The sequence below is a fragment of the Haliscomenobacter sp. genome (assembly GCF_033763495.1).
Lineage (GTDB): Bacteria > Bacteroidota > Bacteroidia > Chitinophagales > Saprospiraceae > Haliscomenobacter.
The window spans coordinates 1-24,507 of sequence record NZ_JANRKL010000179.1 but is presented as its reverse complement, the minus strand read 5'-3'; the positions used below and the strand labels follow the sequence as shown (position 1 = coordinate 24,507).

Sequence of the window (24,507 nt, the reverse complement as noted above, 5' to 3'; positions counted from 1 at the left end):
TCATGCTGAACATCCAAATTAAAGAAATCCCTCTTTCCGCTCAGGAATGTATCGACCTGGCTGCCGATCCGGCATCGGGTGGAGCAACGGTGTTCATCGGTACAGTACGCAATCAAACCAAAGGCCGCCCGGTGCTGCGTCTGGAGTTTGAGGCCTATGCGCCGATGGCCATTTCGGAGATGAGCAAAATTGCTGCGGAGGTGGAACGGCGCTGGCAGGCTCACCATGTGGCCATTCACCATCGGGTGGGGAGTTTGGCGATTGGTGAAATTGCCGTGATCATTGCTGTGTCTACACCACACCGCCAGGCTGCTTTTGAAGCTTGCCAGTACGCGATTGATACTTTAAAAGAAACCGTACCGATCTGGAAAAAGGAGATTTTTGAGGATGGGGAGGTTTGGGTGGCTGCGCACCCTTAAATTTTTAGGAGAATTTATTTGAACCATCTAAGACTTCTAAGGGCCATCTTAGAAATGATGCGGCTTCAACGTTTAATCATCCATCGATCTAAAAATGCCATTGTGTCGAATAAGCATGTGGATTTGACCGAAAATCCCGATCTTGAAGCAGATTTTTAGCGACAAAACCCCCGCAAGTTACACACTACGGAAAACCTTTGCCATTCCATGCGCTACTTACTTTTTACCTTTGCCCTTTTGTGTTCCATTAGTTTCCTGACTGCACAGAAGTCTGGGAAGACTTACACCGTTGATCAGGTACCTGACCCCAAGAATCGCAACAGCAGCGTCAGCGACCCTGATGATTACCTCAGTGCTTCCGACGAAGTAGTATTGAACCAGTTGATCAATGCAATGGAAGATTCTACCACGGCTCAGGCTGCGGTAGTGGTCCTTTCTTCGATAGGGGAGGACAACCCCAAAGAATTTGCCACCAGGCTTTTCAACAAATGGGGCATTGGCCAGGCCGAAAAAGACAACGGCCTGCTTATTCTCACTGTGATGGACCAGCGGCGCACCGAATTTGAAACAGGCCTGGGTACGGAAAGTATCCTCACCGATGCGATTTGTTACCGGGTGGGCATGCAGGAATTGGTGCCTCATTTTCAAAAGGGTGATTACGGTGTCGGTTTGATCGCGGCGGTCAACAAGTTTAAATACTACCTTGAGAATCCCAACAGCATTGAAGAGATCAAAGACCAGACTTATCAAGGTTCTGGCAACAAGGGTGGTTGGTTACAAATCCTCTTTGGGCATTCCATTTTTAACGGAATTTTTAACCTGCTGGCCCTGGTTTTTGTCTACAATGGCCTCAACAGCAAGCAGGATGCCTATGATAAATACATGGCCCTGCGCAAATCGAGGATGTGGTTTTTCCTGATTTTGTTCCCCATTCCCTACATCTTTATCTGGTGGTTTGTAGGCCGCAAAATGAAGGAATTGCGCTACGGCAAACGCTACAGCAAAAAAACGGGTGCAGAGCTGCGCTTGATTCCCGAAAAAGAAGAAGATGCCTACCTCGAAAAAGGCCAGATCACTGAAGAAGAAATTGGGGTAGCGGACTACGATGTCTGGGCAAACGACGACGATGGGGAGGATCTACTCATCCTGCGTTACAGCAAAAGCAACCTAAAGTACCGTCGTTGCCCCAAATGCAATTACATTACCTATTACAATTCTCACAGCCAAACCATCATCTCACCAACCTATTCCTCTACCGGGCTCAAAGAGGTGGTCAATGATTGTAAAAGTTGCAATTACCACGAAGTGAAACGGGTCACGATCCCGATGCTTACCCGGAGTTCCTCCTCTAGTGGCAGCAGCAGCGGTGGCGGTGGCCGTAGTTGGGGCGGTGGCTCCTCTGGCGGCGGTGGCGGCGGGGTAAGCTGGTAAAAAAAGCAGGGAATGGCTTGACAGAGCACTTGCTTTTGCACTATATTTACAGCCCAATTCTAATTGTTTCAGCCGCTCTAGCTCAGTTGGTAGAGCAACGCATTCGTAATGCGTAGGTCGAGGGTTCGAGTCCCTTGGGCGGCTCTGGAAGAAAGCTCGCTACGGCGGGCTTTTTTTGTTTGCACCTGGATTTGGCAAATTATTTGTTTGGTCAAAATTGAAAAAACAACCCAATTCCTATATATTTGTAAGCAACTTCGCAAGCTTCTCATAAATCATGACCAAAACGCTACAACATAAGCTTGAATTAGGGGATGGAATTTACACCGCAGCAGACATCTCCGAAATTCTCCAACTGCCAACAGCCAAGGTCCGGCGTTGGTTGGCGGCTTATTGGAATCAGTATTCCTGGACCATCGATCGAAGTGTTGCGGTTAGTTTTCAAGCTTTGGTAGAATTTTATGTGTTGTATCATTTGGGGGAAGCAGGCATCCCAACCAAAGAAGTGATTCGCGCCAAAACAGCCTTATCAGAGTGGTTCAACACCCCCTTTCCTTTTGCCCAAAAAAAGATAGTAGAAAACATCCAAACCGATCAATACCGGATATACCTGGAATTTGAGGGGCATATTGTATCCCTCGATGGTACAAAACAACTGAATCTGGAATTCATCCGGCAGTTTTTCCACAAACTGGATTTTGATCAGGAATCAATTGCCCTGCGCTTTTGGCCACGGGGCAAAGAAAAAAGCATTGTGGTAGATCCCCAGCGTCAATTCGGTCATCCAGTCATCGGTAAAACCAATATTTACCCTGAAACGATATATGGTTTGTATCAGGGTGGGGAAAGTATTCCTTTTATATGTTCTGCTTATGACTTGGGAGAAAAGGAAGTTCAAGACGCAATAGAATACTGTAAAGCGGCATGATTATAGTTTCCAAGTGAAAATAATTTCTTAAAACAATTTTAGCTATGAGTGAAAAAGAAAAGCCCAAGACACCACCGCCACCACCGCCACTCCGGGATCGACAACCAACACCATCATCTGATCCAGGAAAAAAAAATCAAGGAATTGACCCAACTAAAAAACCTCCAACTCGATGAGTAAAGATGATAAGCCAAAAGCACAACCACAGATTCAAAACACTCCTCCAAGGGAGCGACAGCCAACGCCTTCTACAGGCCCGGATGTAAAAAGGAATCAGGATACTACAACGCAAAACCCCAAACCACCAAAGAGGTAATAATAAAGCCTAAAGGTGCAATGACTGTAGAAAAAAGCATCGCTCGATTATTGTAAGTGGCTCGTTTGTTATTAACAGCACGATTATGATCGATCTTTTTCTGCATTTCTTCACAGGCTCCAATCACGTATTGAAGATACTGAGCTCGTTCGTCATCTTCGATAATAAGATTAGCCTTTAACATATCCCTTGGATTTGATCCTAAACTATTTACTTCGCCATGCCTAATGGTCAGGAATAGATGCATTAAAGCTACTACCTGGAATAGAATAAAAATTGTAGCTGGTAACATTAAAGCCCAATCTTCGTTCCATTTTTGGGAAAACAGATAACCTACTGTAAGAGTGATAATCGGCAGTAGTATATTGAGCATTCGATGTGCAACCTCTTGATTTTGATTACAAGCATCAAGTAATTCTTTCAGTCGTTTTTCAGATTCGCTGTAGAAAAAATTGGCAGTTTGCCCACTGATTTTTTCCCAATTGGGGATATTGAAAGTAACTTCCATTGATTTTCAAATTGTTCTTAGCAAATATAGCTCATTTACTCTCATGGTGGACACAAGCATATAAAATCCGACTCGTTGAGAACTTTCAAATAATGGATGTTTTCGTTATAGGGTCTCTAATTGCTTGCCTATTTGCTACCTGTGATATGATTGTATCGTTGTTTCACATCTCTGAAATATCCATTACCTTGAGTGATCAATTTTGTCGCAATATAGTAATTGGTAAACAACGAGGAACTAAATATCGAACAAGTTCGTTTCACCACTAGTCAAATAATAAAAAAGAATGGGGAGTAGATTTATCTCAGACTATTTAGATCAAAAAGTACTTAATCAAAAGCATTTGATTCATGCTTTAGAGGAAAGAGGCTATGAAAAAAATGATGCCAGAATTTTGACAACGCCTCTTTTTGGAGTTCCTACCACTGTATATGTGCTTTTGTTGAATGAGAATCTTGTCCACATTGAAAATTTTCAAAAATCATTTGAAAGTAAATATATAAGCAAAAATATTCAATACACGGATTTGCCCTCTGCATTTGAACCGAAATACGTAGGAAAACCTCCTTATCAAGATTGGGAAACAAAGATGTATCCGTCAATAGACCCCGAGGTAAATGCATCTGGCAGCATGGGTTTCAAGGTCGAAGAACGCCATTATCCATCCAAATTTTCTGAATCCCCATTAAATGAACTTTACAAGTCTCGAGATGACAAAGCCGAGGTTCGAGAAGATTATTTGAGCTATGTTAAAAGTGGTGATGACAGTTATTTAATTGAACCATTTAAGTACATATTGACTTATATAGAAATAAGTTATGCATTAAGCGAACGAGTTAAGATACTTGAGCAAAATCTCTTCAATAAAAAATTCAATATTAAACTAAATTGCCCAAAAATACCCTCAGAATTTCAATCAATTTGCCAAATAAGAGTAGATATTATTACTCATCCTAGCACTAGTAACGTCCCACGCTTTCAGATATCAAAAGAACATAAACTTCAGTTAGGAAATCATCTTGTTGCAGAAAAATTTAAATCTGCGTTTTTATCTACTTGTGATTGGCTAAATGACGTGTATGGAGTCATGCTTAAAGAGTTGAATACTCTTTAAGTTGATGGATTTTAGGAAAACAAGATGGTTTATGCAAATGACGGGAATTATACCCCAACATAAAGCCTCCCCACCACTTTTCCCCACACACAAACCAAAAATCTCGTATTTTTATCCCAAAATGTCATTTCACCCACTTGATAAACCCTTGATTTCATGCACAACTACGTCCTAAAGTTTGAGGATAAGCAGCGTCCATTTAAAGATGGGCATGGTATTCCATTGGGTCGGATGGTTGAATTGTTGGCTGTGCTGGTCAAGGCAGTGGGGGCAACAGATGCCAAAGATTTGGTGCTGAAGGATGTGTTGCACGAGTCGTACGGATTGAATTTGGCTACGCCCGATGCTACCATTCACCACAACCTCAAGGTCATTCATGCCAATATCAGTCAGAATGAGCTCAAAGGCTTTAGCGACGCACAAATGAACTATGCCCGCAAACTAAAGGCCATTATTGGAGACCAACTCAGTTTGGAAGCTTATGACCCACAAGACAATGAGCGGTATTCGGTAACCCAATTTGATTTGCCAACTCTACCCAAGTATTACTTTGAGTTGGGGGATGTATACGGGATATTGACTAGCATTGGCAGCCCAAATTTGACTGAAAAAGCCAAATCAGTCATCCGCATTGCTGGTTTTGCACACAACGTTGAGGTTACTGCGGAGCAAGAAATGGAATTGTTGCCTTATTTCAAAAAAGCCAAATTGGTATTTAGCATCCGCAAACGAATCGATATGGCTACCAAGGAAATCAAGGGCGCAATGCTGGAAGATTTCAAACTCAGCAATCCCCGTAGCTTTGCCGAGATGGCCGAAGAACTAAAAGCTGCCCAGCCGGATGGCCTTTTTAATGAGATAGAAAATACTGCTGAATATTTCCACAAACTACGTGCCTCGAACGAATGAGTCAAATTAAGCCCATCAAACATTGGAGCCGTGTCATGATTGATACTTCGGTGATTGTTGATTACACGAAAAACCCGGCTCGATTCGATAAAAATCCAGGAGAAAAGGATCGGATTGAAAAAGTCCAACAACTAATCAATTACCTGACCAGTACAGCGCATTTGGGAGAATCACCAATGCTATTGATTTCTGCCATATCTATTGCCGAACTCAGCAAATTACCAGAATCAAGTTCAAATATTGAGCGAGTGACCAGCCTGTTCACTGGTGCCGAAGTTACGTTTGTTGACTTTACTGCAAGTATCGCAGCCTCCATTCCTCTTCTGTTCGATAGCATTTTGCCCGATGGCCAAAAGTTTCAGTGGCTCAAACAACTTGAGCAAGATTTGAAATTTGAAGGAATATCATGGGCAAGGCAATGGGTTTCGGATGATTTGAAGATCATTGCTTCAGCTCATGCGCAGCGTAGAAAGCTGGATGCATTGATTAGCTCCGACACTAAGGTTTTTGCACAATTGGCCACGAAATTAGACTTGCCATTAGTACAGCCCAATAAGCTCCCCACCAATCCATCTGGATCAATCAATGTTGAAGTAGCTTTTAGTGGGATATGATGATATAACTGGCCCCAAATTCCCAACCGCGGCAGCAGTTAAAATCACCCTACTTACTCATCAGCGGCAGTCCAATAAACGGCTTCCTCTTCCCATCCGCTCCACTGTACCCGACAAATAGACTCTGACCCTCAAAATCCTCAAAATACTCCACCCGGAAAGGATGTAAGCCTTTTTTCAAGGCAATATCTCCACCCCGTGCACGCTCCTCATGCGAACCATCATTGTCAACCACCAGTTGGTCATGAATATACAATTTGGAACCATCATCGGAGCGGGTATAAAAAAAATATAGATCATCCGCCGGAATGTCTACAAAACCCTCGTACACAATTGCGTAGTGATCAATCCTTGACCCGGCCAGCAGTTCCACATTAAAGTCTTGGACTGTACCTGTCCTTAGCGGAGTCAAGGTTTTAAAATTGGGTAAAGTCTGGAAGTCGCCCTCGTAAAAGCGATAGGCCATACCCGGTTTTCCAGTGGGCATGGAAACAGGCTCCAGTGGGGCGACTTTGCGGTAAACCTGTTGCCAGGTATTGCTGGCCGCGCCATTTTTGGTATTGAAATAACGGACTTTCAAAGTTGTCGTATTGCTGATCGTGATGGGCGCCTGGTAGGTTTTGGAGTTTAGGCTAGGTTCAGTTCCATCCAGGGTGTAGCGCATGCTCAGTCCAGTCTGGGGCTGCTTGAGTTCAATGGTTTTGGTCGTTAAAAAAATGCTGCGCTCCTCCACCGCGGGGCTTGGTGGGGTAAAATCCACAACAATCGGCAAAGTACCTTCCAAACGGTAAGGCGCTTCCATGAAAGCGGAAGGCAAGGCCATTTGCCAGTCTAATTCCAAGGGTGCAGCCTTGTCAAAAGTAGCATTGCCAACGGTGTTTATGTCAAAATTCAACTGTTGACTACTTTTTGGCGCAATTTTTACCTTGAACTTACCCTGATTGGAACTGAGTTGGTGGTGGTGGTACAAATGGCTTTCAAAGTACAAGGTATCGAGGCCACTATTCTGGATGTTCAGCAGAACTTGTGCACGGCGGGCATCAATTTTGAGCAGTTGGGGTTTGAAGTTTACCGCGTCCAGCATGGCTTTGGCCTTGGCCAGGCCGGCATCATCCACGATGTCGTCGTTGTGGATGCCACTCAGGGCCAGGTTGACCAGTTCAGGGCCTTCATCTGTAAAAGTAACCCAGGTGACGTGATCAAATTCCTGAAAGCGGGGCCCGCGCAACTGGCTGCCACCACCCGTTGAGGCCAGGATGTAATAATTGCGGTTGTTGCGCTGGGTTTTGAGGTACTGGTGGTTGTGCCCGGCCAATACTGTGTACGGGCGGGATTGAAGTGCCGCTTCAATTTCACTAAAACCATTAAAATCTTTGTAATTCCAAACCGGGTGGTGCATATACAGCATCGTCCAGCGCACTTGTGGATTGTCGGCAATGGCTTTTTTGACATAGTCAATCTGGCTCCTGCTGATGCTCAGGCCATCGCCATCATTAGAATCCATTGCAATGAACAGTACCCCTTTGTACACAAAATGGTACCAGGCTTTGCCATAACGCTCCAGCCACACCTTGCGCATCACTTCATTGGAAATGTCATGGTTTCCGGGCAGGGCAAAAAAGCGCATCTTCAATTTATCCAAAATTCCATCCCATTCGGCCCACTGGCGATCAATTTCCTTTTGGTCTTTGGTGTAACCTTCAATCAGGTCACCTACACACATCACAAACTCCGGGTGCAGTTTATTCAGCTTTTCCACCGCTTTTTCAAAAACCCCATCGCGGTGCCCGCCCGTGCGGTCGCTGACAATGGCAAACTGGAAATTTTCAGGACTGTTTTCAAAGGGGCGTTTGGTCCAGGGATTGATGGCCGTAGAATCGACGACGAATACCGGCTTTTGAGCAAAACCAGTCTGGATACACCAAAAGACAAGCAGTAGAAAAAGGAGACGCTGCATATTGCTGTGTTTAGACTTGTGAAGGTCCATTATTTTTTGATCACAGCAAAGAACTGCATTTAACATAAGCTGAATGTTAAAAGCAGATTAGTGAAAGGTTAATAATGAGGAACGAGAAGAAAATAAGTTGCCAAATTTAGCAAAGCTATTTTGAGTTTAGTCGACTATCTTTTGAGGCGAATAGCAAGCCTATTTAACGAAAAAGATAGGAAGAGTAAGCTCAAAAGAGCGAAGCTAAATTGGCAAATTATTTTTTTCTCGTTCCTGATGCAATATGCGGTGTACTACTGCGGCTGAAAAACCTTCTGCTTGAACCCAAAAGAAAATACACTTTGCTCCACAGGCAGCATCAACAAAAAGTCCTTCAAGGCATCCTGCCGGCGAAAGAGCACCTTACCTCTCACTTTTTCTCCCGGAGCAAGGGTGGTTTTACGCAGGGTATAATCCATCCAAAAGCCACGATCCCCAGTGGTAGGTCGATTGGGCTCGAAGTTGTCAATGTTTTGCTGAGCAATGGATTGATCCGCTGAAGCAGAGTTGATAACCAAGGGAACCGAAAGGAGAAAATTGGTATTGTCCTGATTGTTGTTGCGGTTCTCGTTGTTGTTGTTATGGTTATTCGAGTTGTTGTTATCCTGATTGTCTTTGATTTCCGAAACGACTACTGCGGTTACTGCTGCTGCTGCTACTACTCCGGCGAACACGGCAGCGTTTTTGGCATTGGCCTCCCGAACATTCTCCTGCACCTCCATCGAAAACAACTGTTTTTCAGGATCAAGGGCGAAATAGCGGGTACCGGTGGAGGTAGTGATGTAAAACTGCTCTGGCGCAACCAGTTGATCCCTTTGACTTAGGTTGGTTACATCCACATTGAAGACCAAATATTCTTTTTCAGCGTGGTCGAAAGCCGCCCGGCCAAAGAGGCTGTCTACACTTTTTTCCACAATGGCCTGGCCATAATCCCAGCGAATTTTTTGATCGGCTGCAGGCTCCATCCGGACCACGGCCTGGGGTACGGCGCAAGAGCTCAAGCTGATGGCCAAAACAAACAGGTAAAAAAGGCCAGAGGTGTAATTTTTCAAGTACATAAGGTCGGGTTTTTATACCTGAAAGTTACAGTAGTCTGGGCTAAACGTCAAATCTGCCTGCGTTAAACTGGTGTTAAAAGCTGGGCTTCAATACACTAAATCCCGATACGAACCGAAATATTATGTGTTCCACTCCATACTTTAGAAGCACGGTACGCGTAATCCACGCTGATTTTGGTGTTTTTTTCCACCTTGCTCAGTGGAAAAGTCACCGATCCGCCCGCGCTCAGGCCAGTATAAATGGGTGCCTGAATCGGATCAGTTGAACCCAAATCAGACTTGTAGCCTCCCCGCAATACAAAACGTTCGTCGAAGGCATATTCTGCGCCAGCACCCAAGTTGTCTCGGGAAAAGGAATTGGAAGTAAAGTTACCCAAAACCGTAAAGCGGTGTTTTTCCAAAAAGCGAAAATCATAAGAAGCACCAATATTCAACAAAGAAGGCAATTCAAAACGAGCGCCGCGCTGATCCACAGTTACATCATAAGAGCCTCCATTGGGGCTGGGGCGCTGGATGGAAAGTGCTTCCCCACGATAGGTCATTGGTGAGCCAACGTTGCGCAGGCTGATTCCAAATTTAAAATTGTCTTGTTCTCCCGTCACATATTGTACCCCGGCATCGATGCCAAAACCAAAGGCGGAGACGTTGGCCAGTGACTCGGATACAACCCGGAGTAATAAACCAACCGAAACCTTGTTTTCAAATTCGTGCGCATAAGCAAAACCCAGGTTGAAAAAGCTGGGTGAATAGGTCCCACCGGTGCCTTCGGGCTGATTGGTGGTCGTCACTTCAATATCCCCAAAATCTACGGCCATCAAACTGAGGCCCATCACACTACTTTTGCCAATCTTGGCACTTACTGCTGCCGAACTCAAGTTGATGCCCGTTCCTTGTAGGTATTGGGTGCTGCCAAAACCGAAATCCAGTTTGTTGATGCGCACCAAACCAGCCACATTGAGGTTCATCGACTCCACACCACGCACGAGCGAGGTGCTCATGCTATGCAACCCCGCCGTACGCGCCCAAGGGTCCATCAACAACTCGTAAGCTCCAGCTTCGCCCTGGCGATCAGGGTTGCCTGCTTGGATAGCGTCTAAGCACAACAATAGGAAGAGGAGGGAAAAGTATATTTTTTGCATAAAAAGCCTTTTTTGGAGAGATGAAAGATAAGAGATGAAAGATGAAAAAAGGGGCAACCGCTCTCATCTTTCATCTCTCATCTCTCATCTTTAAATTAAAGTCCTGAAGGATCAAATTTCCGATTGACCCCAAACCACTTGATCGTGCGTTGTCCCAGTTCACCGGCGTCCACATGGATCAGGTACACACCGCTGGAAATGGGGATACCTTTGTTGTTCTTGAGGTCCCATTCCAATGCAGGGGTAATCTGTTTCTGCAAAATAGCCCGGTTGTTGCCTCGTGGCGTTTGTCCAACCTCATCGCGGCGGTATTGTCGGATGAATTTACCATCGAGCGAGTAAATCGTAATGATACACTTGGCTGGCAAATTAGTGACCTTCACAGTAGTGGTAAACTGAGACACTTCGTAATCGGAGAATCCATAGTAGGGGTTGGGCGACACCTTGATCTGCGCCATGGCACTATCTATGCCACGGGTACTGAGTGCTTCGGCCTGTTTGCCATCCAAACGGAAACGGTAAACAGGATAACCACTTTCTCGCAATCCGCTTACACCTGTGCGGCGGTCTACCTGGTAAGGATTGGTTACCCGCAGTTTCACCACCACATCATCCGGAATCAAACCATCTTTGTAGGATTTGAAGTTGGCACCCGGACGAGGCAAAATCAAACCACTCCAAGTGATGTCCTTCAATACCCTTCCTTTGTTGACGGGACTGTTGTTGGGCCGCAACTGACGGCTCAAGACTTTACAGCTGTCGTAAACAGTGCGGGTAACATAAACAAAGTGTTGCCCACCAGCAAAGTATGGGCCCAGGTTGCCATTGACTGAATTACCCAGGGTAATCAAACTATTGGGGTTGAACATCATGTCACGGCCAATATTGAGCAGCGGATCATTGGTGCCCCCGTAAACGGAGTTTTCACCAAAGAAAACATTGAGGCGTTGACCTGTTTCCACATCAATGGCGTAGCCGGGGAACCAGCCAAAACCTACCCTGGAAAGGCTTGGATCAGGGTTGGTTTCTACATCGGGTAAACCATCGTTGTTGGCATCTTCCTTCGTTACGTTGGCCGATCCACGCAGGTCGAAATGGCGGCGGATGGCCGTTTCGCCAGGGGCAGTTTGGGTTGAGTAGCCCTGAATGGGGTAGAAGCGGTTGGCCGATTCTACAACGATACAACGGCTCCATAAAGCCTTGTTTGAGGTAAAGACAATGTCGACGTTGTTGACATCAGCCAGCTTGGCTTGGGTGCGCAGGAAGGCAGCACCCGACAAATCGGTCCAGGCCGGAGTGATGTACGGTGTATTTTGTTCATCCTTGTTGCGGAAATCAGCCAGGATGAAAGGCACAAAATAACCAGGGCCGATTTGGCTCAAAGCTTTTTTGGGATCCTGGATTTGGTCAGGTTCAGCGTCACCAGTGGCCATAAAGTTGAACACCTTGGTGTCAAAATCTGTTTGCCCGGCAATGTATTCATCCCTGATGCCAAATACCCAGGGGATTGCACCGCTGCGCAGGTATTCTTCCTCGTAGCCGATGCGGCCATTCTGATCATCTCTATCGACTCCAGGATCGTTGACTTGCCCTACCGAAATGGAGAAGCCAAATTCCTTGACGATCTGTTCGTTGAGGTCATCGATCGATTTTTCGGAACGAATCACCGGACCGTTGGTATTGCTCAAATTGCGCAATTCCCAACGAACAGGTGGATCAAAACGATCGTTGCTCATGTTGGCATCTACGATGCGCAATTCAAACTCGCCATCCTGTACATCCAACGGGTTGAAAATTTTGACCCCAATTGGTCCCCGGCCCGCCCGATAGGTGATTTCTGGCTTTTGGGCAAAAGTACCCTGGATGATGGCATTGCGGGTATCGGTATTCATGTCCAGGAAATTGTTTCCGGTACCTGCTCCCGCCAAACGGGTGATGACCGCACCGTCTCCGTATTTGGCATTCAAACTGCGATCGGTAATGGGGCGTGGAATGACGGTATAAAATGGATTGAAGCCATCACCAATGTTGCGGCGACCTTCCAGATAGGGGCGTCTTTGGCCCAAAACTGCTTTGGGGTCAAATGGGCGGTAGTTGTTATACGCGTAGGCTATGGCTACAAAGTAGTACTTTTTATGGTTGACCAAACGACGATCCCCCGATGCAAACTGGTCCTCCGAAATGCGGAAAGTATGTTGAATGCCATTGTTGGCGCCTTCCACACGCAGTTCAGGGATGTAATAATCAGCACCAGTGGGATTATCTACCGATCGCCAGTTGAACACCCGGCCCACTGCATTTTTTACGTCGACCTGATAAATCAAGCGCGCTTTGTCAGGGTTATCCAGATCCGCTACCGTTACACCGGAGTTGGCCAATTGGAACAGTTTGTAACCTTCGAATTTGAATAAACTATCCGCTACACCCGCTGGTATTTGCAGACCCCGTTGGGCATAAGCTTCACGGGCATTGTTGGATGTAATGGTATCATTGGTGAAAACCGCGATGATTTCTTTGTCCATTTCGAGGAAGTCCACATCGGGTGCATCCGGTCCATCCGTCAACTCAAAACAGTTGTCAAACAGCGCCTGCGCAATGTCGTCAGCTTCCAGTAGTTTGGAAATGTCAGGACAGGGATATTGCTGATCAGCCACCCATACTGCTCCAATGATCAACTCGTTGAGCGCACCCGGATCCAGTCGGAAAGGCCCGGAAGCCTGAATGGTGCGGCGGTCACCAAAGGGCAGATCTGACGCACACATGGTCCAGCCACGGGTGTTATTAGGTGTATCGGTAAAGGCATACCGGATAGCTGCACCATCCTGATAAGCATCATCACCAAAGGTGAAGGGTGTGCCATCGCGCCAGGAGCCCGATAAATAATTGTAGTATTCCTGGGCATTTGCTGGGTCGGTGGTTCCCGGAATCGGGCTACCTACCTGCCGGTTATTGTAGTAGGTGAAAGAGGACATCCCAATTTCTTCCCCGTTTTCATCCAATGGTCCACGGAAGTAATCAATACCCAAAAGTGGAATTTCATCACAATAGGTATTCACTGCCCCGTCGCAAGTACATCCGGTGGTACCATCCAGCGCGTCTTCGTTGTAAATGAAAGCCAGGCTTCGGCTGGTATCACAGCCCACATAGTCATCGGTAAAACAGCCCAGATCGGGGTCGACCCACATGGCAAAGTAGGTTGAATCGATGCTTTCTACCGCGCGATTGATCAATTTATAACGTTGGAAAGTCATGTCATTGATCTCGTCGTTGGTGGCATAGGAGAAGGCTTGTACCTGTACCTCCATCTGGATGGGATCGCCCTGTGATTCCGCATGGATGTTTCCTGCGTCGTTGTAAATCCAGAAGATCATTTCATCAGGAAACTGGGGTTTGTCCAAGCAGCCACGCACCTCAATGACTGGAAAATCACCCAACTCGGGGTTATAGTTGCCATCGCCATCCTGGTCCCAGAAACCAGCCAACCCCTGACGGGTGGAAGGCAGCGAAAAGCCGTGAATTTCTTCAAAATATTCATTGCCCGATGCGGGCCAACCTTTGATGTCCCGGGGGATTTTGTCCGGGTCATAGGTTTTACCAGCCAGAACAGCAGCATTCCAGTTGCGCAAGTGCTCCCGAATACTTTCGCCTTTGACCACAAAAAATTTATCCCAACGGGAACAAGTTTCTTTATCCGTTTTGCCCGTTGAATTCAGCGGACCGGGGAAAAAATCGAATTGGCGTTCGGCACGACCGTAAGTTTGGGCCGCCAGTTTGAGGTTACCCGCCGGGTCAACTCCACCCAACCATACAGCACCAGCAAAAATGGAAGATACTTCCGGCAAGCCGGGGGCAACTTTGGGCACTACATAACGCCCGTCGGTGCTGTTCCACCATACGTCACCGCCAGTGGTGAGTCGGGCCCGAACGTTATTGATGGCCTGGTCAATCTGGGCAACGGCATTGTTGCAATCCTCGAGGTAGCGCAGTTCCGGTTTGTTCGGAGCAGGCCGTTTGGGATTGTTTTTCCCGGTATGATAGGCCAGCGCCGAAGTATGGAGCAAGGCTAATCCACCTAGAAGCAACAGCCAGGATTTCAAATGTCGCATATGTAATAAGTATTTACTAGTCAAAGTGTTGAGTTTGATTTTTACAAATGGGGCTATTTTTTAAAAATTATAAATAGCACCAATGTAAATCCGTCGAGGCAAAGAATAAAGCGCAGGATTGAGAATGGCCCACTGGTAGGAGGCCAAATAAGCTTCCACTTCACGTACGGAGTTCTGGATATTGCGCAATTTGTCCTGACCATTGGCAGAGGCGAGGAAGCCGTCGTCCGTTGGAGAACCCGTTGCAGAATAAACGTTCAGCACGTTTTGGCGATTCAGCAAATTGGATACCCGGCAATAGATGTTCAAACCGGCACCTTTGCTGAAGTTGATGGTTTTGTCAATACGAGCATTGATCGTGAAAGTCCAGGGCTTGCGTGCACCATTGATCGAACCAATGGTTTGAGTGCCCCCTAATTCCAAGGGCGTCCGATCTGCTGTATAAGGGCGGCCTGAAACGGAAACGGCCTGTACATTCAAACCAGCATCTTCCAAAAACTTGGGAATGGCTTGCCCTTTGAAAAAACGATAATCAAAATTGAGGTTGATGCGGTGACGCTCGTCATAGTTCAGCGGGAACAGGGTCCGCAGGTTGCCCCGGCTGGTCAAACCACGTTGCGAGTTGGCATCCGAACCCGTACCATCCGCAAATTGCAGGGTATAGTTGGCGTTCAGGGTAGCATTGCCCGTACGGCGCAGTTCATACTCAAAACTAAAACCTTTGACAGTACCAAAATCCAGGTTATCGTAGGTGGTATATTGAGTAATGATGGGTACGGGGAAGAAGGTACGCAATTGAATCCAGTTGCGGATTTCCTTGTAGTAAGCCGAAACTTTCAATTTAGAGGTCTCAGTCAAACGCTGTTGGAAACCCACCTCGTAATCGATAGTTTGTTCAGGCTTGAGGTTGGGGTTGTTTTTGGTCGCACCGGGATTGTCGGTGAAGTAGAAATAGTCTACCGCAGTAGCCAGGGTATTGGTTGCCGGGCGTTGCACAAGAATATCGTAGTGGGCGAAGAAGTTGGCATCTTCTGAGATGGGGAAGGAGAACGCCAAACGTGGCATGATGTTGATCTGTACCTTATAATCTTCGAAGGAGGCATCTGGATTGAAGTCCCGGGACTTGATGTAGTTGGATACCTTAGAGGCATTTTCATCCTTGTACTTGGGGAAAACCAAACCACCGGAGAAAATTTCGATTGGACTGTTCACAGGTGAACCATTGGGGCGGTACCACTGGTCGCCATCTCGATAAGCCTCAATATTGGTTCCCGCATCATTGAGGTATACTTTATAATCATCACCAATATTGCCAGGGCGGGTGCCACCAAACTGATCGTGGTAGTCACTTGCCCCCATGATTTCGTACAAGGAGTAAGGATCTTTCAAAACCTTGGTATTGGCGTCATAACGATCCACGCGCAAGCCCAGGCGGAAGATGATGTCGCGGAAGGTGAATTTGTCCTGGATGTAAAAAGCCGAATAGATGGGGCGGTTGGGTGCCACGGGAAAGGTACGCACACCATCAGCATCCGTAGCGGTGAAAAAGTCGTTGAAAGTCCCATTAAAAGGTTTGCCTAAATAGTCGTAGCCATAATACCGAATGATGCCCTGATCGTTCAATTCTTTGGCTGAAAACATGCTCAAGCTCAATTCGCTGGGGTCCATCCCATCCACGTTGACATACTCCGTCAAAGGGATGTTGTTTTTGGCCCGGATAGAACGGTAAAACTTGTTGTCTTCGTTTTGGGCGATCGACAATTGGCGCAAATTAAGCGTAACAGGTTGGCCATTAACGGTATCAGTTATGGTGCCAATGTTTTCGGCCCCTTCTACGATCCCGAGAATGTGGTTGTTTGCTTGCTGACGAGCAATGTTCCAAAGGGTTTGTGGCGCTACGACATAGCCCCGGTCAGTACGCTGTTCGTAAATGAACCCGATTTGAATGTTGTGGCGCCCCTGATCGGAGTTACCGGGCACGAGGTCAAAGTTGGTGCGGCCGTGGAAGGTATACAAATCACCATCGCTGAAGCTGGCCTGGTTGTATACTGAACCAACATTGCTGTGGAAGCCCCAGGAACCGGTGTACACGTCAGAAATCAAACCATTTGGTGCTACAAAATTGCCCAGTGCAAGCACCGAACCAGCATCCTGAACGCCAGGGATAAAAATCCGGCCAATCTGGGCATTGATGCTTTCATTGGGATTCAGGCCCATCACATTGTTGTAATTGGCTAAAACCGGGTTGGAAGCCCCTGGAGTGTATTTGCGCAAGACCTGGCGGTAGTCGGTGTGCTGCAAGACATTGGTTTGGGTAACCCGATCAAATACGTAATTAAAGGTCGGCACCCATTCGATGTCGAACTTGCCCACGTGACCGTATTCGAAATAATTTTGTCCGTGGCGCGCGTCAGCTACATCACCTTTGGTTTTTTCGTACCCAAACTGCAAAGTATAGGAAGCATTTTGGATCAAAGACTTGTTGCTGCCACTGTTTTGCCCGGGCGCGTTTGCTGCTGCACCCAGTCGGTGCCGAAAACGCATTACACCCCGGTAGGTTGTGGTATTGTTGAAAGGGTTGTTGTGGCTATTGAGCAAACGCCAGCCTCCCGGCGTAAATTGGTCTTCTTCATCCGCATACGAACCACTGAAAGAAACGTCAATGGCTTTATTCAGGCGAAAATCGAGTTTTCCGGTTACGTCTGCTCTTTTGTACCGTTCATTCGGACGGGTTTGCAGGGCATTCACATCGTTGGACTTCAAAAAGTCGGCATTGACCAGTTGGGAACCTTGGATATTGATAATGGGGTTGGCTTCCAGTTCCAGCAATTTCTCGGGTTTCACCTGAAATAGGGAAACTGCGGAAGGATTATCGTCCAACTGGTCGGTATAACGACCCGAAAACCGGTAGCCCAGAACAGAATGGCCTTGTTTGTTTTTAAGGATGGGGCCGCTCAGGTTGATGCCAGCCAGCGTGTTGCTGAAATTGTCCAAAAACTTGGAGCTCTCTATCTCGGCTCCCCCTGTAAATTCGCTGGCCGGGCCCTTGGTCGTGATGGAGATGATCCCTCCCGTCACGTCGCCATATTGGGCTTCCATACCACCTGTGATTACTTGCAACTGTTCAATTTCCGTTTCCGGAATGAGATTGCCACGCACCCGAATGCCATCAATAATGTAATCCGTATTGGTAGGGCGGGAGCCTCTTACCGTAATCGCTCTCCCTTCATCAGAAGATGCCAGGCCCGCAGTAGTGGCAGCGATGGCATTAATGTTGCGGATGGGCAGGTTTCGGATTTGGTCACTGGTGATAACCCCACCGGAAGTGGTGTTGTCCTGCTCAATGAGCGGAACGCGGTATTGGGTGATGTTGACCACATCCAATACGATTCCTCCCTGGGATTCCAATTCAATTTCTACCTTATTGGCTTTACCGGCCAATACCTTAATATTGGTCACCCGGCTTTGTTTGTAGCCAAGATAGGAAACCTCCACGTCATAAGTGCCAGGATCAATATCTGGAAAGTTGAAGTTCCCTTTTTCATCGGTATCTGCTCCGGTGAGTTGCACGCCATTTTTGTAAAGTGCAACGGAACCAAACTCGATCGGTTTTTTGTCCTCTTTGTCAAGTACCTTACCATTTAAGGAAGTTTGGGCGAAAGAAAACGCCAGGATACCGAAAAACAATAAACAACACAGGAGTAATCTTTGCATCATATGCCGGATGTTTTCTAAATCAATGTAGACTGGCGATAAAGTTAAGACTTTATTAAAAAGTACAGGTGTTAATCAACGACAAATCCGGATTTTCCATGCCTGCTTTTAGCGTTTATAGCAACAATTCTGCATTTTGTCGATAATTGCGGTTTCGAAGGAAAAAAAAATTCATCTTGCATGCAACTTTTATGTTGCTTTGTCGTCTTTAACAGTACAATCATCCGGCTGACTTGCCTGAGTGTTTATCTACACCAATTAAATTGAACGTGCCAAAGGATTCTAACTTGGGCGTTGTTGGTAGAGATAAGCTCTAAAACCGACCAAATAATTTCCAAACGTTTACCACAGTAAACCCTACAATTTAGTGTGTGTTTGAGTCAGCAAAAAAAGAATGGATTGTCAAGAGCATTCTCAACAACCCATTCTTGGACATTACAAACAAGAATTTAAGAGAGTTTTTTCATACTAATCCGTATCGGCATGCCACGCACACTTTGCGTGGCATCTTTTTTTGTTAATCAAATGTAAAAAAAGTTTCGGATTCTGAAATTCTTCAGTTAAAAAAAAATGGTTTTGTGATCTTCAAGCCGCAGATATGTTCTAATTTGAAAGGGTAAAAATCACGATAAATGCTTAAATATTTGCTACCTGCGCTTTTTTGGGCGCTGATTATTCTGTTCCTTTCTGCTCATCCCCAAATGGGAGTTTCTAAACCCTGGTGGGTATTTCAACCCGATAAATTTGCCCATGCCGGAGCGTATGCCCTGTTGGCATTTTTGTTGCAATTCGGGTTTAGGCGAGCTTATGCTCCAGTCATTTTAGGTACGGTTTATGGGATCATCATTGAATTTTTACAACAAACCTTTTTTTATGGCAGGCAACTGGACGTGTTCGATATGTTGGCCAATTTGGTCGGGTGTTTGATCGGGGTCTGGATTTTTCCCTGGGTTTCCCCATTTTTGCCCCAGAACTTGCGAGCGACAAAAAAATAATTTGTCACTTTTCAACACATCGACATTCACTACTGTTTTTAATGCATCAATCTTTTATCTTTAGTGCTTTAGGATGACGCAAAAAATCGGGAACTTAATTTTTCTGCGTTATTTACTCAACCAATTTTAAGTGGTACCCATGAGAAGAATGTGCTTATTTGTAGCAACACTGCTGCTGAGTGCAGTATGGTCCTTTGCCCAGGATGCCAAATTGGCGCAGCAATACCTGGCGGACGGAGAATTTGAAAAAGCGGTGATTCTATTTGAAAAATTGTACACCCAGGACAATGACAACGAGTATTATTTCGACCGCTACATCGAATGCCTGATGGAATTGCAACGTTACGAAGAGTTAGAACGTAGCCTGCTTAAGCAAATTCGTAAACGACCCAACGACAGTCGCTTGTACGTTAACTACGGGCGAATGTACGAACAACAAGGCAAAGAAGAGGAAGCCAAAAAACAATACCGCAAAGCCATAGATCAGTTGCCTAAGGACCGTTATGCGGTGAGCAAACTGGCCAATGCCTTTAGTTCAGCCAATAAATACGACCTGGCTGTCGAGACCTACGAGAAAGGGGCCACCATGCTCAACGATCGCCAGTTTTTTTCCTACAATCTGGCCGACCTCTACCGGCGTAAAGGAGATGTGGGTAAGATGATTGAGCAATACCTCAATAGCCTGGATGCTTTTCCTGAGCGGGTTGACAACATCAAGAGCATCTTTCAACGCTACCTTTCAACGGATGACATGAATGTGTTGCAGCAACAACTATACGACCGCATTCAAAATGCCAGTAATTCAGGCTCAGTGCAATACATCGATATGTTGGCCTGGGCATTTTTGCAGAAAAAAGACTACAAAAATGCACTTCGCCAGGTGCGTGCCCTGGACAAACAGCAAAAAGGGGATGGACTGCGGGTATATCAATTGGCTCAAATTGCCGCCAATGACAAGGATTACGACGTAGCCATTGAAGCCTACCAATATGTGGTAGACAAGGGAGCTGGAACGCCGTTTTTTGTGGATTCTAAGCAAGAATTCCTGCGTTGTCGCCGCAACAAACTGGTTGAAGGCTACAATTATAGCCGGGAAGAATTGCTGGAGTTGGAAAAACAATACGAAACTTTCATCAACGATTATGGTAAGTCCAGAGGCACCGCCGCTTTGATTACTGAGCTGGCCGACCTGGAAGCCCTTTACCTGAATAACCTGGATAAATCCATCAGCCTTTTGTCCGAACTGATTACCCTGCCAGGCATTTCTGCCGGAATGTTGGGCCAGGCCAAGCTCAACCTGGGGGATTATTACTTGATGAAAACGGAAGTTTGGGAATCCACCTTATTGTATTCCCAGGTGGACAAGGCTTATAAAGATGACGTTTTGGGCCACGAAGCTCGTTTCCGCAATGCTCGTCTGGCTTATTACTCGGGTGATTTTGAGTGGGCCCAAGCTCAGTTTGAAATCCTGAAAGCATCAACTGCCAAACTCATTGCCAACGATGCCCTGGATATGTCGGTGTTCATTGCGGACAACCTCAACCTGGATACTACGGCCAATGCCCTACAGTTTTACGCTGAAGCGGATATGTTGATTTTCCAAAACCGCTTCATAGAAGCGTTCAGCAAACTGGATTCTCTTCTGAAGGAATACCCCAACCATTCTTTGGAAGACGATGTATGGTACCTCAAAGCCAAAGTATTCACCAAAAAACGGGATTATGTGGAGGCTGGAAAAATGTACGAACTGATCATCCAGAATTATCCTGATGAAATCCGGGCAGATAATGCGTTGTTTGCTTTGGCAGAATTATACGAAAATGCCAATCAACTGAACAATAAAGACCGAGCCTCGGTATTGTACGAACAACTGTTTATAGATTTTTCTGGAAGCACCTTTGCGGTGGAGGCGAGAAAGCGGTATCGCTTGCTGAGGGGAGATAAAATACAATAAGAGAGGAGAGATGAAAGATGAGAGATGAGAGAGAATCACGCGTTAACGCCGGCCTCTCTTCTTTCATCTTTTATCTATCATCTTTCATCTCTTACTTCAGACGCTTTTCGTCAGAAACCGTCAACTTGTGACGACCCTTGGCACGGCGTGCTGCCAATACCCTGCGGCCGTTCTTCGAGCTCATGCGAGCGCGGAAGCCGTGCTTGTTAGCACGTTTGCGACGGGATGGTTGATAAGTCCTTTTCATTGTATATTGCTTTTATTGCGCACAGGCTCTTTTAAAAAGTGGGGCAAATGTAAGGGTATCTTTGGAAACGACCAAATCTTTGGTGTAAATAAATCCATACCCACACCTCACACTCACACCTCACACTCACACCTTATATGGTCATAATATCCTTCTCCTTGTGCTTGACCATTTCATCTACACCTGCAATGAATTTTTTGGAAAGATTGTCTACATCATCTTCCAGTTTTTTACCGATGTCTTCTGAAAAGCCATTTTTCACCGCCTTTTTGATTTCTTCGATCGCATCGCGGCGGCCACCTCGGATACCCACTTTGGATTCTTCACCCAGGTGCGCACAACGTTTGACCAAATCACGGCGGCGCTCTTCGGTGAGTGGTGGAATAGACAGGCGTACCACAACCCCATCGTTCATGGGGGTTACACCCAAATTGGCTTCAAAAATGGATTTTTCAATGTGGGCCAACATGGATTTTTCCCAAGGTTGGATCACAATGGTACGCGAATCCGAAGTGGATACGTTGGCCACCTGATTCATCGGGGTAGGTGTACCATAATAGTTCACCATCAAACCCGAGAGCATCGCCGGATTGGCTTTGCCCGTGGTGATTTTTGACAATTCGATTCTAAGGTGCTCCAGAGCTTTGTCCATTTGCTCCTCAGCATCCTCCATAATTAGGTCTATTTCCTCCTGCGTCATACAAATATTTTTGTTGCGAGTGCAAAAATCAGGAAAATTTGGGAAAAAGTAAAGCCAGAAAAAGAAATGAAAAATTCATTCCTTTTCTGGCTTCTATATAGGTTGAAATGCTATCTGTTTAATCCCGCGATGCCCCCACATACCGCAGCAACAAATACACCACCATCACCAGTGCTGAAAGTGCAGCTACCACATAAGTCATGGCTGCCCACCACAAGGCGTCTTTGGCACCATCGTATTCTTCGCCCCGGGCCATACCTGATTCATTGAGCCAAACCAAAGCCCTGCGGCTGGCATCGAACTCTACGGGCAAGGTGATGAAACTAAACAAAGCGGTAATGCCGAATACCACTGCCGTAATCAGCAAAAGCTGCGGCATGGTATTGATCAGCATGAATGACCCGATCAGCAACCATTGTTGGGTCATTGCCGAAAAATTGACAATGGGCACCAGATTGGAGCGCAATTGCAACATGCTGTAAGCCGTGGCGTGTTGTACCGCGTGCCCACATTCATGGGCTGCAACGGCAGCTGCTGCAATACTGTTGGAGGCATAAACCCCTTCGCTCAGCGCTACCGTTTTGGTAGCTGGGTTGTAGTGGTCGGTCAACATGCCATGAGTAGGAACTACCTGGACATCATTGATGCCGTAGTGGCGCAACATTGCTTCAGCAATTTCTTTGCCGGTCAGACCAGAGCGGATCCGAAACTTGCTGTAGTGGTTGAATTTTGATTTTAAACGCGCACTAACGATAAAGCCGATGACGGAAAAAACTCCACCAATCAGCATAAAAACCATATAATCTGCGTTCATCATTTGTTTTTTTTTTGTTTAGACTTGGCAGTATCGCTACAGGTCACATGCTTTTTTTCTGCGTAGTTTAATTCAGTAAATCAAAGCCCGTATACTTGCGCAATACTTCAGGTATAATAACACCTTCGGGGCTTTGGTTGTTTTCTAAAATTGATGCAACAATTCGGGCGAGGGCCAGCGCACTACCATTGAGGGTGTGCACAAGCTGGATGTCCTTGCCGTCGCGGAAACGCATCTTCATCCGATTGGACTGATAGGTTTCAAAATTTGACACCGAGCTAACTTCCAACCAACGTTTTTGAGCAGCGCTCCAAACTTCAAAGTCAAAAGTAAGGGCAGAAGTAAAACCCATATCGCCACCACAAAGACGGAGGATGCGGAAGGGCAAGCCCAGTTTGTTCAACAAAGCAGCAACGTGCTCCAACATCTGCATCAGGATTTCATAGGACTTATCGGGATGCGCAATTTGTACAATTTCAATTTTGTCAAATTGGTGCACCCGGTTCAGGCCGCGTACATGCGCACCGTAGGAGCCCGCTTCCCGGCGGAAACAAGGCGTATACGCGGTCATCTTGATGGGTAATTCACTGACATCCAAGATTTGATCGCGATAAATGTTGGTAACGGGTACTTCAGCCGTGGGGATCAGGTAAAGATTGTCCAACCCAACATAGTACATTTGGGACTCCTTGTCGGGTAACTGGCCAGTACCCCTTGCTGTATCTTCATTGACCATCAGCGGGGGGATGATCTCTTCATAACCGGCAGCGGCAGCTTCATCCAGGAAAAAGTTGATCAGGGCGCGCTCGAGTTTGGCACCTTTGCCGCGATAAACAGGAAAACCAGCTCCAGTCAGTTTTACTCCCAACTCGAGGTCAAATACCTTGTACTTGGCTGCAATCTCCCAGTGGGGTAGGGCAGCATCACCCAGGTTGGGCAGTGGATCGGGGCCTGGCCGGAAAATTTCGTTGTCCTCGGGGGTAATACCCACGGGAACCGATTCATGAGGAATATTTGGAATGAGGTAAAGTAGTTCGGTGAGTTGTTCTTCCGTGGACTTTAACTCTTCTTCAATCGAGGCAATGCGCTCTTTCAAAGAGGCCACCTGGCTGCGGGATTGCTCGGCTTCCTCTTTTTTGCCCTGTTTCATCAAAGCACCGATTTCAGCGGAAAAGCGGTTGCGTTCCGCATTGGCTTCATCCGATTCGGTCTTTAATCGTTTGCGGTCATCATCGAGTTTGAGGATCGATTCAAGCGTTTGGAACAGATCATCCTTGGCGTTTCTTTTCTTTAACCCGGCCAAGACGCGCTCTTTATTGGCCCGGATAAAATTGACTTGTAACATAGTGGCGTGATGTAAACAGTAAAGTTGAAAAGTTGAGAAGTTGAGGAGTTGAGGGTTAGAATCGGTCACTGAGCGAAGCCGAAGTGCCGATCTTTTCAACAATTCAACTTTTCTATCTATTTTCGCCCCCGTTTTAAATCAAGACCAATGAGAAGGACCGAAATTGCAAGTGTATTGGCGCAACCCCTCTTGAACGAAACCCTTACCGT

General features: G+C 46.3%; 19 protein-coding genes and 1 tRNA gene. 10 read left to right on the top strand and 10 right to left on the bottom strand.

The window, feature by feature from the left end; genetic code table 11:
- Window positions 1–2: 2 nt before the first annotated feature.
- From SFV55_RS19485 to SFV55_RS19465, 5 genes are all read left to right on the top strand, one after another.
- A complete protein-coding gene (locus tag SFV55_RS19485) occupies window positions 3–419 on the top strand; it encodes a molybdenum cofactor biosynthesis protein MoaE (protein ID WP_320031215.1) in 417 nt (138 codons plus the stop codon).
- Window positions 420–626: 207 nt separating this feature from the next.
- A complete protein-coding gene (locus tag SFV55_RS19480) occupies window positions 627–1,850 on the top strand; it encodes a TPM domain-containing protein (protein ID WP_320031214.1) in 1,224 nt (407 codons plus the stop codon).
- Window positions 1,851–1,921: 71 nt separating this feature from the next.
- Window positions 1,922–1,994: transfer RNA gene (locus SFV55_RS19475), tRNA-Thr, on the top strand.
- 133 nt (window positions 1,995–2,127) lie between these two features.
- Complete coding sequence (locus SFV55_RS19470) at window positions 2,128–2,778, top strand: DUF433 domain-containing protein (RefSeq protein ID WP_320031213.1); 651 nt, start codon at window positions 2,128–2,130, stop codon at window positions 2,776–2,778.
- 48 nt (window positions 2,779–2,826) lie between these two features.
- Window positions 2,827–2,958 carry a hypothetical protein gene (locus SFV55_RS19465; RefSeq protein ID WP_320031212.1) on the top strand — a complete coding sequence of 44 codons (132 nt, stop codon included), beginning with the start codon at window positions 2,827–2,829 and terminating at the stop codon, window positions 2,956–2,958.
- A gap of 101 nt (window positions 2,959–3,059) precedes the next feature.
- Here the strand turns inward: SFV55_RS19465 and SFV55_RS19460 are convergent, their stop codons facing one another.
- Window positions 3,060–3,602, bottom strand: a complete 543-nt coding sequence (locus SFV55_RS19460; protein WP_320031211.1) for a hypothetical protein — start codon at window positions 3,600–3,602, stop codon at window positions 3,060–3,062.
- A 286-nt stretch (window positions 3,603–3,888) separates the two neighbouring features.
- On the opposite strand from SFV55_RS19460, the gene SFV55_RS19455 reads away from it, so the two are divergent.
- The 3 genes from SFV55_RS19455 (at window position 3,889) to SFV55_RS19445 (ending at window position 6,239) form a co-directional block, all read left to right on the top strand.
- Window positions 3,889–4,716 carry a hypothetical protein gene (locus SFV55_RS19455; protein ID WP_320031210.1) on the top strand — a complete coding sequence of 276 codons (828 nt, stop codon included), beginning with the start codon at window positions 3,889–3,891 and terminating at the stop codon, window positions 4,714–4,716.
- 156 nt (window positions 4,717–4,872) lie between these two features.
- Window positions 4,873–5,625, top strand: a complete 753-nt coding sequence (locus SFV55_RS19450) for a hypothetical protein (RefSeq protein WP_320031209.1) — start codon at window positions 4,873–4,875, stop codon at window positions 5,623–5,625.
- 35 nt (window positions 5,626–5,660) lie between these two features.
- Entirely contained in the window at window positions 5,661–6,239 is a 579-nt protein-coding gene (locus SFV55_RS19445) for a hypothetical protein (protein WP_320031208.1), read from the top strand.
- A 49-nt stretch (window positions 6,240–6,288) separates the two neighbouring features.
- Here the strand turns inward: SFV55_RS19445 and SFV55_RS19440 are convergent, their stop codons facing one another.
- From SFV55_RS19440 to SFV55_RS19420, 5 genes are all read right to left on the bottom strand, one after another.
- Window positions 6,289–8,196 carry a PA14 domain-containing protein gene (locus SFV55_RS19440; RefSeq protein WP_320031207.1) on the bottom strand — a complete coding sequence of 636 codons (1,908 nt, stop codon included), beginning with the start codon at window positions 8,194–8,196 and terminating at the stop codon, window positions 6,289–6,291.
- A 284-nt stretch (window positions 8,197–8,480) separates the two neighbouring features.
- Window positions 8,481–9,284, bottom strand: coding sequence for a hypothetical protein (locus tag SFV55_RS19435; RefSeq protein ID WP_320031206.1), 804 nt, complete (start codon window positions 9,282–9,284; stop codon window positions 8,481–8,483).
- Window positions 9,285–9,379: 95 nt separating this feature from the next.
- Window positions 9,380–10,423, bottom strand: coding sequence for a PorV/PorQ family protein (locus SFV55_RS19430; protein ID WP_320031205.1), 1,044 nt, complete (start codon window positions 10,421–10,423; stop codon window positions 9,380–9,382).
- A gap of 95 nt (window positions 10,424–10,518) precedes the next feature.
- Window positions 10,519–14,529 carry a hypothetical protein gene (locus tag SFV55_RS19425; RefSeq protein ID WP_320031204.1) on the bottom strand — a complete coding sequence of 1,337 codons (4,011 nt, stop codon included), beginning with the start codon at window positions 14,527–14,529 and terminating at the stop codon, window positions 10,519–10,521.
- A 60-nt stretch (window positions 14,530–14,589) separates the two neighbouring features.
- Window positions 14,590–18,246 carry a carboxypeptidase regulatory-like domain-containing protein gene (locus SFV55_RS19420; protein ID WP_320031203.1) on the bottom strand — a complete coding sequence of 1,219 codons (3,657 nt, stop codon included), beginning with the start codon at window positions 18,244–18,246 and terminating at the stop codon, window positions 14,590–14,592.
- Between the two features lie 629 nt (window positions 18,247–18,875).
- Between SFV55_RS19420 and SFV55_RS19415 the strand changes: the two genes are divergently transcribed.
- Both SFV55_RS19415 and SFV55_RS19410 read left to right on the top strand, forming a co-directional pair.
- Window positions 18,876–19,238, top strand: a complete 363-nt coding sequence (locus tag SFV55_RS19415; RefSeq protein WP_320031202.1) for a VanZ family protein — start codon at window positions 18,876–18,878, stop codon at window positions 19,236–19,238.
- A gap of 139 nt (window positions 19,239–19,377) precedes the next feature.
- Window positions 19,378–21,192, top strand: a complete 1,815-nt coding sequence (locus SFV55_RS19410; protein ID WP_320031201.1) for a tetratricopeptide repeat protein — start codon at window positions 19,378–19,380, stop codon at window positions 21,190–21,192.
- Window positions 21,193–21,283: 91 nt separating this feature from the next.
- Here the strand turns inward: SFV55_RS19410 and rpmH are convergent, their stop codons facing one another.
- The 4 genes from rpmH to serS form a co-directional block, all read right to left on the bottom strand.
- Entirely contained in the window at window positions 21,284–21,439 is a 156-nt protein-coding gene (gene rpmH / locus SFV55_RS19405) for a 50S ribosomal protein L34 (RefSeq protein ID WP_320031200.1), read from the bottom strand.
- 133 nt (window positions 21,440–21,572) lie between these two features.
- On the bottom strand, window positions 21,573–22,139 hold the full coding sequence (gene frr / locus SFV55_RS19400) for a ribosome recycling factor (RefSeq protein ID WP_320031199.1): 567 nt from the start codon (window positions 22,137–22,139) through the stop codon (window positions 21,573–21,575).
- Window positions 22,140–22,257: 118 nt separating this feature from the next.
- The gene (locus tag SFV55_RS19395; RefSeq protein ID WP_320031198.1) at window positions 22,258–22,956 is read right to left on the bottom strand and encodes a zinc metallopeptidase; all 699 of its coding nucleotides are present in this window, start codon (window positions 22,954–22,956) and stop codon (window positions 22,258–22,260) included.
- Window positions 22,957–23,020: 64 nt separating this feature from the next.
- A complete protein-coding gene (serS, locus tag SFV55_RS19390) occupies window positions 23,021–24,298 on the bottom strand; it encodes a serine--tRNA ligase (RefSeq protein WP_320031197.1) in 1,278 nt (425 codons plus the stop codon).
- Window positions 24,299–24,507 lie beyond the last annotated feature (209 nt).

Bases quoted from the DNA above. Each gene is read 5' to 3' on its own strand.
- SFV55_RS19485 (WP_320031215.1), top strand. From the start codon at position 3: ATGCTGAACATCCAAATTAAAGAAATCCCTCTTTCCGCTCAGGAATGT.
- SFV55_RS19480 (WP_320031214.1), top strand. From the start codon at position 627: ATGCGCTACTTACTTTTTACCTTTGCCCTTTTGTGTTCCATTAGTTTC.
- SFV55_RS19470 (WP_320031213.1), top strand. From the start codon at position 2,128: ATGACCAAAACGCTACAACATAAGCTTGAATTAGGGGATGGAATTTAC.
- SFV55_RS19460 (WP_320031211.1), bottom strand. From the start codon at position 3,602: ATGGAAGTTACTTTCAATATCCCCAATTGGGAAAAAATCAGTGGGCAA.
- SFV55_RS19455 (WP_320031210.1), top strand. From the start codon at position 3,889: ATGGGGAGTAGATTTATCTCAGACTATTTAGATCAAAAAGTACTTAAT.
- SFV55_RS19450 (WP_320031209.1), top strand. From the start codon at position 4,873: ATGCACAACTACGTCCTAAAGTTTGAGGATAAGCAGCGTCCATTTAAA.
- SFV55_RS19445 (WP_320031208.1), top strand. From the start codon at position 5,661: ATGATTGATACTTCGGTGATTGTTGATTACACGAAAAACCCGGCTCGA.
- SFV55_RS19440 (WP_320031207.1), bottom strand. From the start codon at position 8,196: ATGCAGCGTCTCCTTTTTCTACTGCTTGTCTTTTGGTGTATCCAGACT.
- SFV55_RS19435 (WP_320031206.1), bottom strand. From the start codon at position 9,284: ATGTACTTGAAAAATTACACCTCTGGCCTTTTTTACCTGTTTGTTTTG.
- SFV55_RS19430 (WP_320031205.1), bottom strand. From the start codon at position 10,423: ATGCAAAAAATATACTTTTCCCTCCTCTTCCTATTGTTGTGCTTAGAC.
- SFV55_RS19425 (WP_320031204.1), bottom strand. From the start codon at position 14,529: ATGCGACATTTGAAATCCTGGCTGTTGCTTCTAGGTGGATTAGCCTTG.
- SFV55_RS19420 (WP_320031203.1), bottom strand. From the start codon at position 18,246: ATGATGCAAAGATTACTCCTGTGTTGTTTATTGTTTTTCGGTATCCTG.
- SFV55_RS19415 (WP_320031202.1), top strand. From the start codon at position 18,876: ATGCTTAAATATTTGCTACCTGCGCTTTTTTGGGCGCTGATTATTCTG.
- SFV55_RS19410 (WP_320031201.1), top strand. From the start codon at position 19,378: ATGAGAAGAATGTGCTTATTTGTAGCAACACTGCTGCTGAGTGCAGTA.
- rpmH (WP_320031200.1), bottom strand. From the start codon at position 21,439: ATGAAAAGGACTTATCAACCATCCCGTCGCAAACGTGCTAACAAGCAC.
- frr (WP_320031199.1), bottom strand. From the start codon at position 22,139: ATGACGCAGGAGGAAATAGACCTAATTATGGAGGATGCTGAGGAGCAA.
- SFV55_RS19395 (WP_320031198.1), bottom strand. From the start codon at position 22,956: ATGATGAACGCAGATTATATGGTTTTTATGCTGATTGGTGGAGTTTTT.
- serS (WP_320031197.1), bottom strand. From the start codon at position 24,298: ATGTTACAAGTCAATTTTATCCGGGCCAATAAAGAGCGCGTCTTGGCC.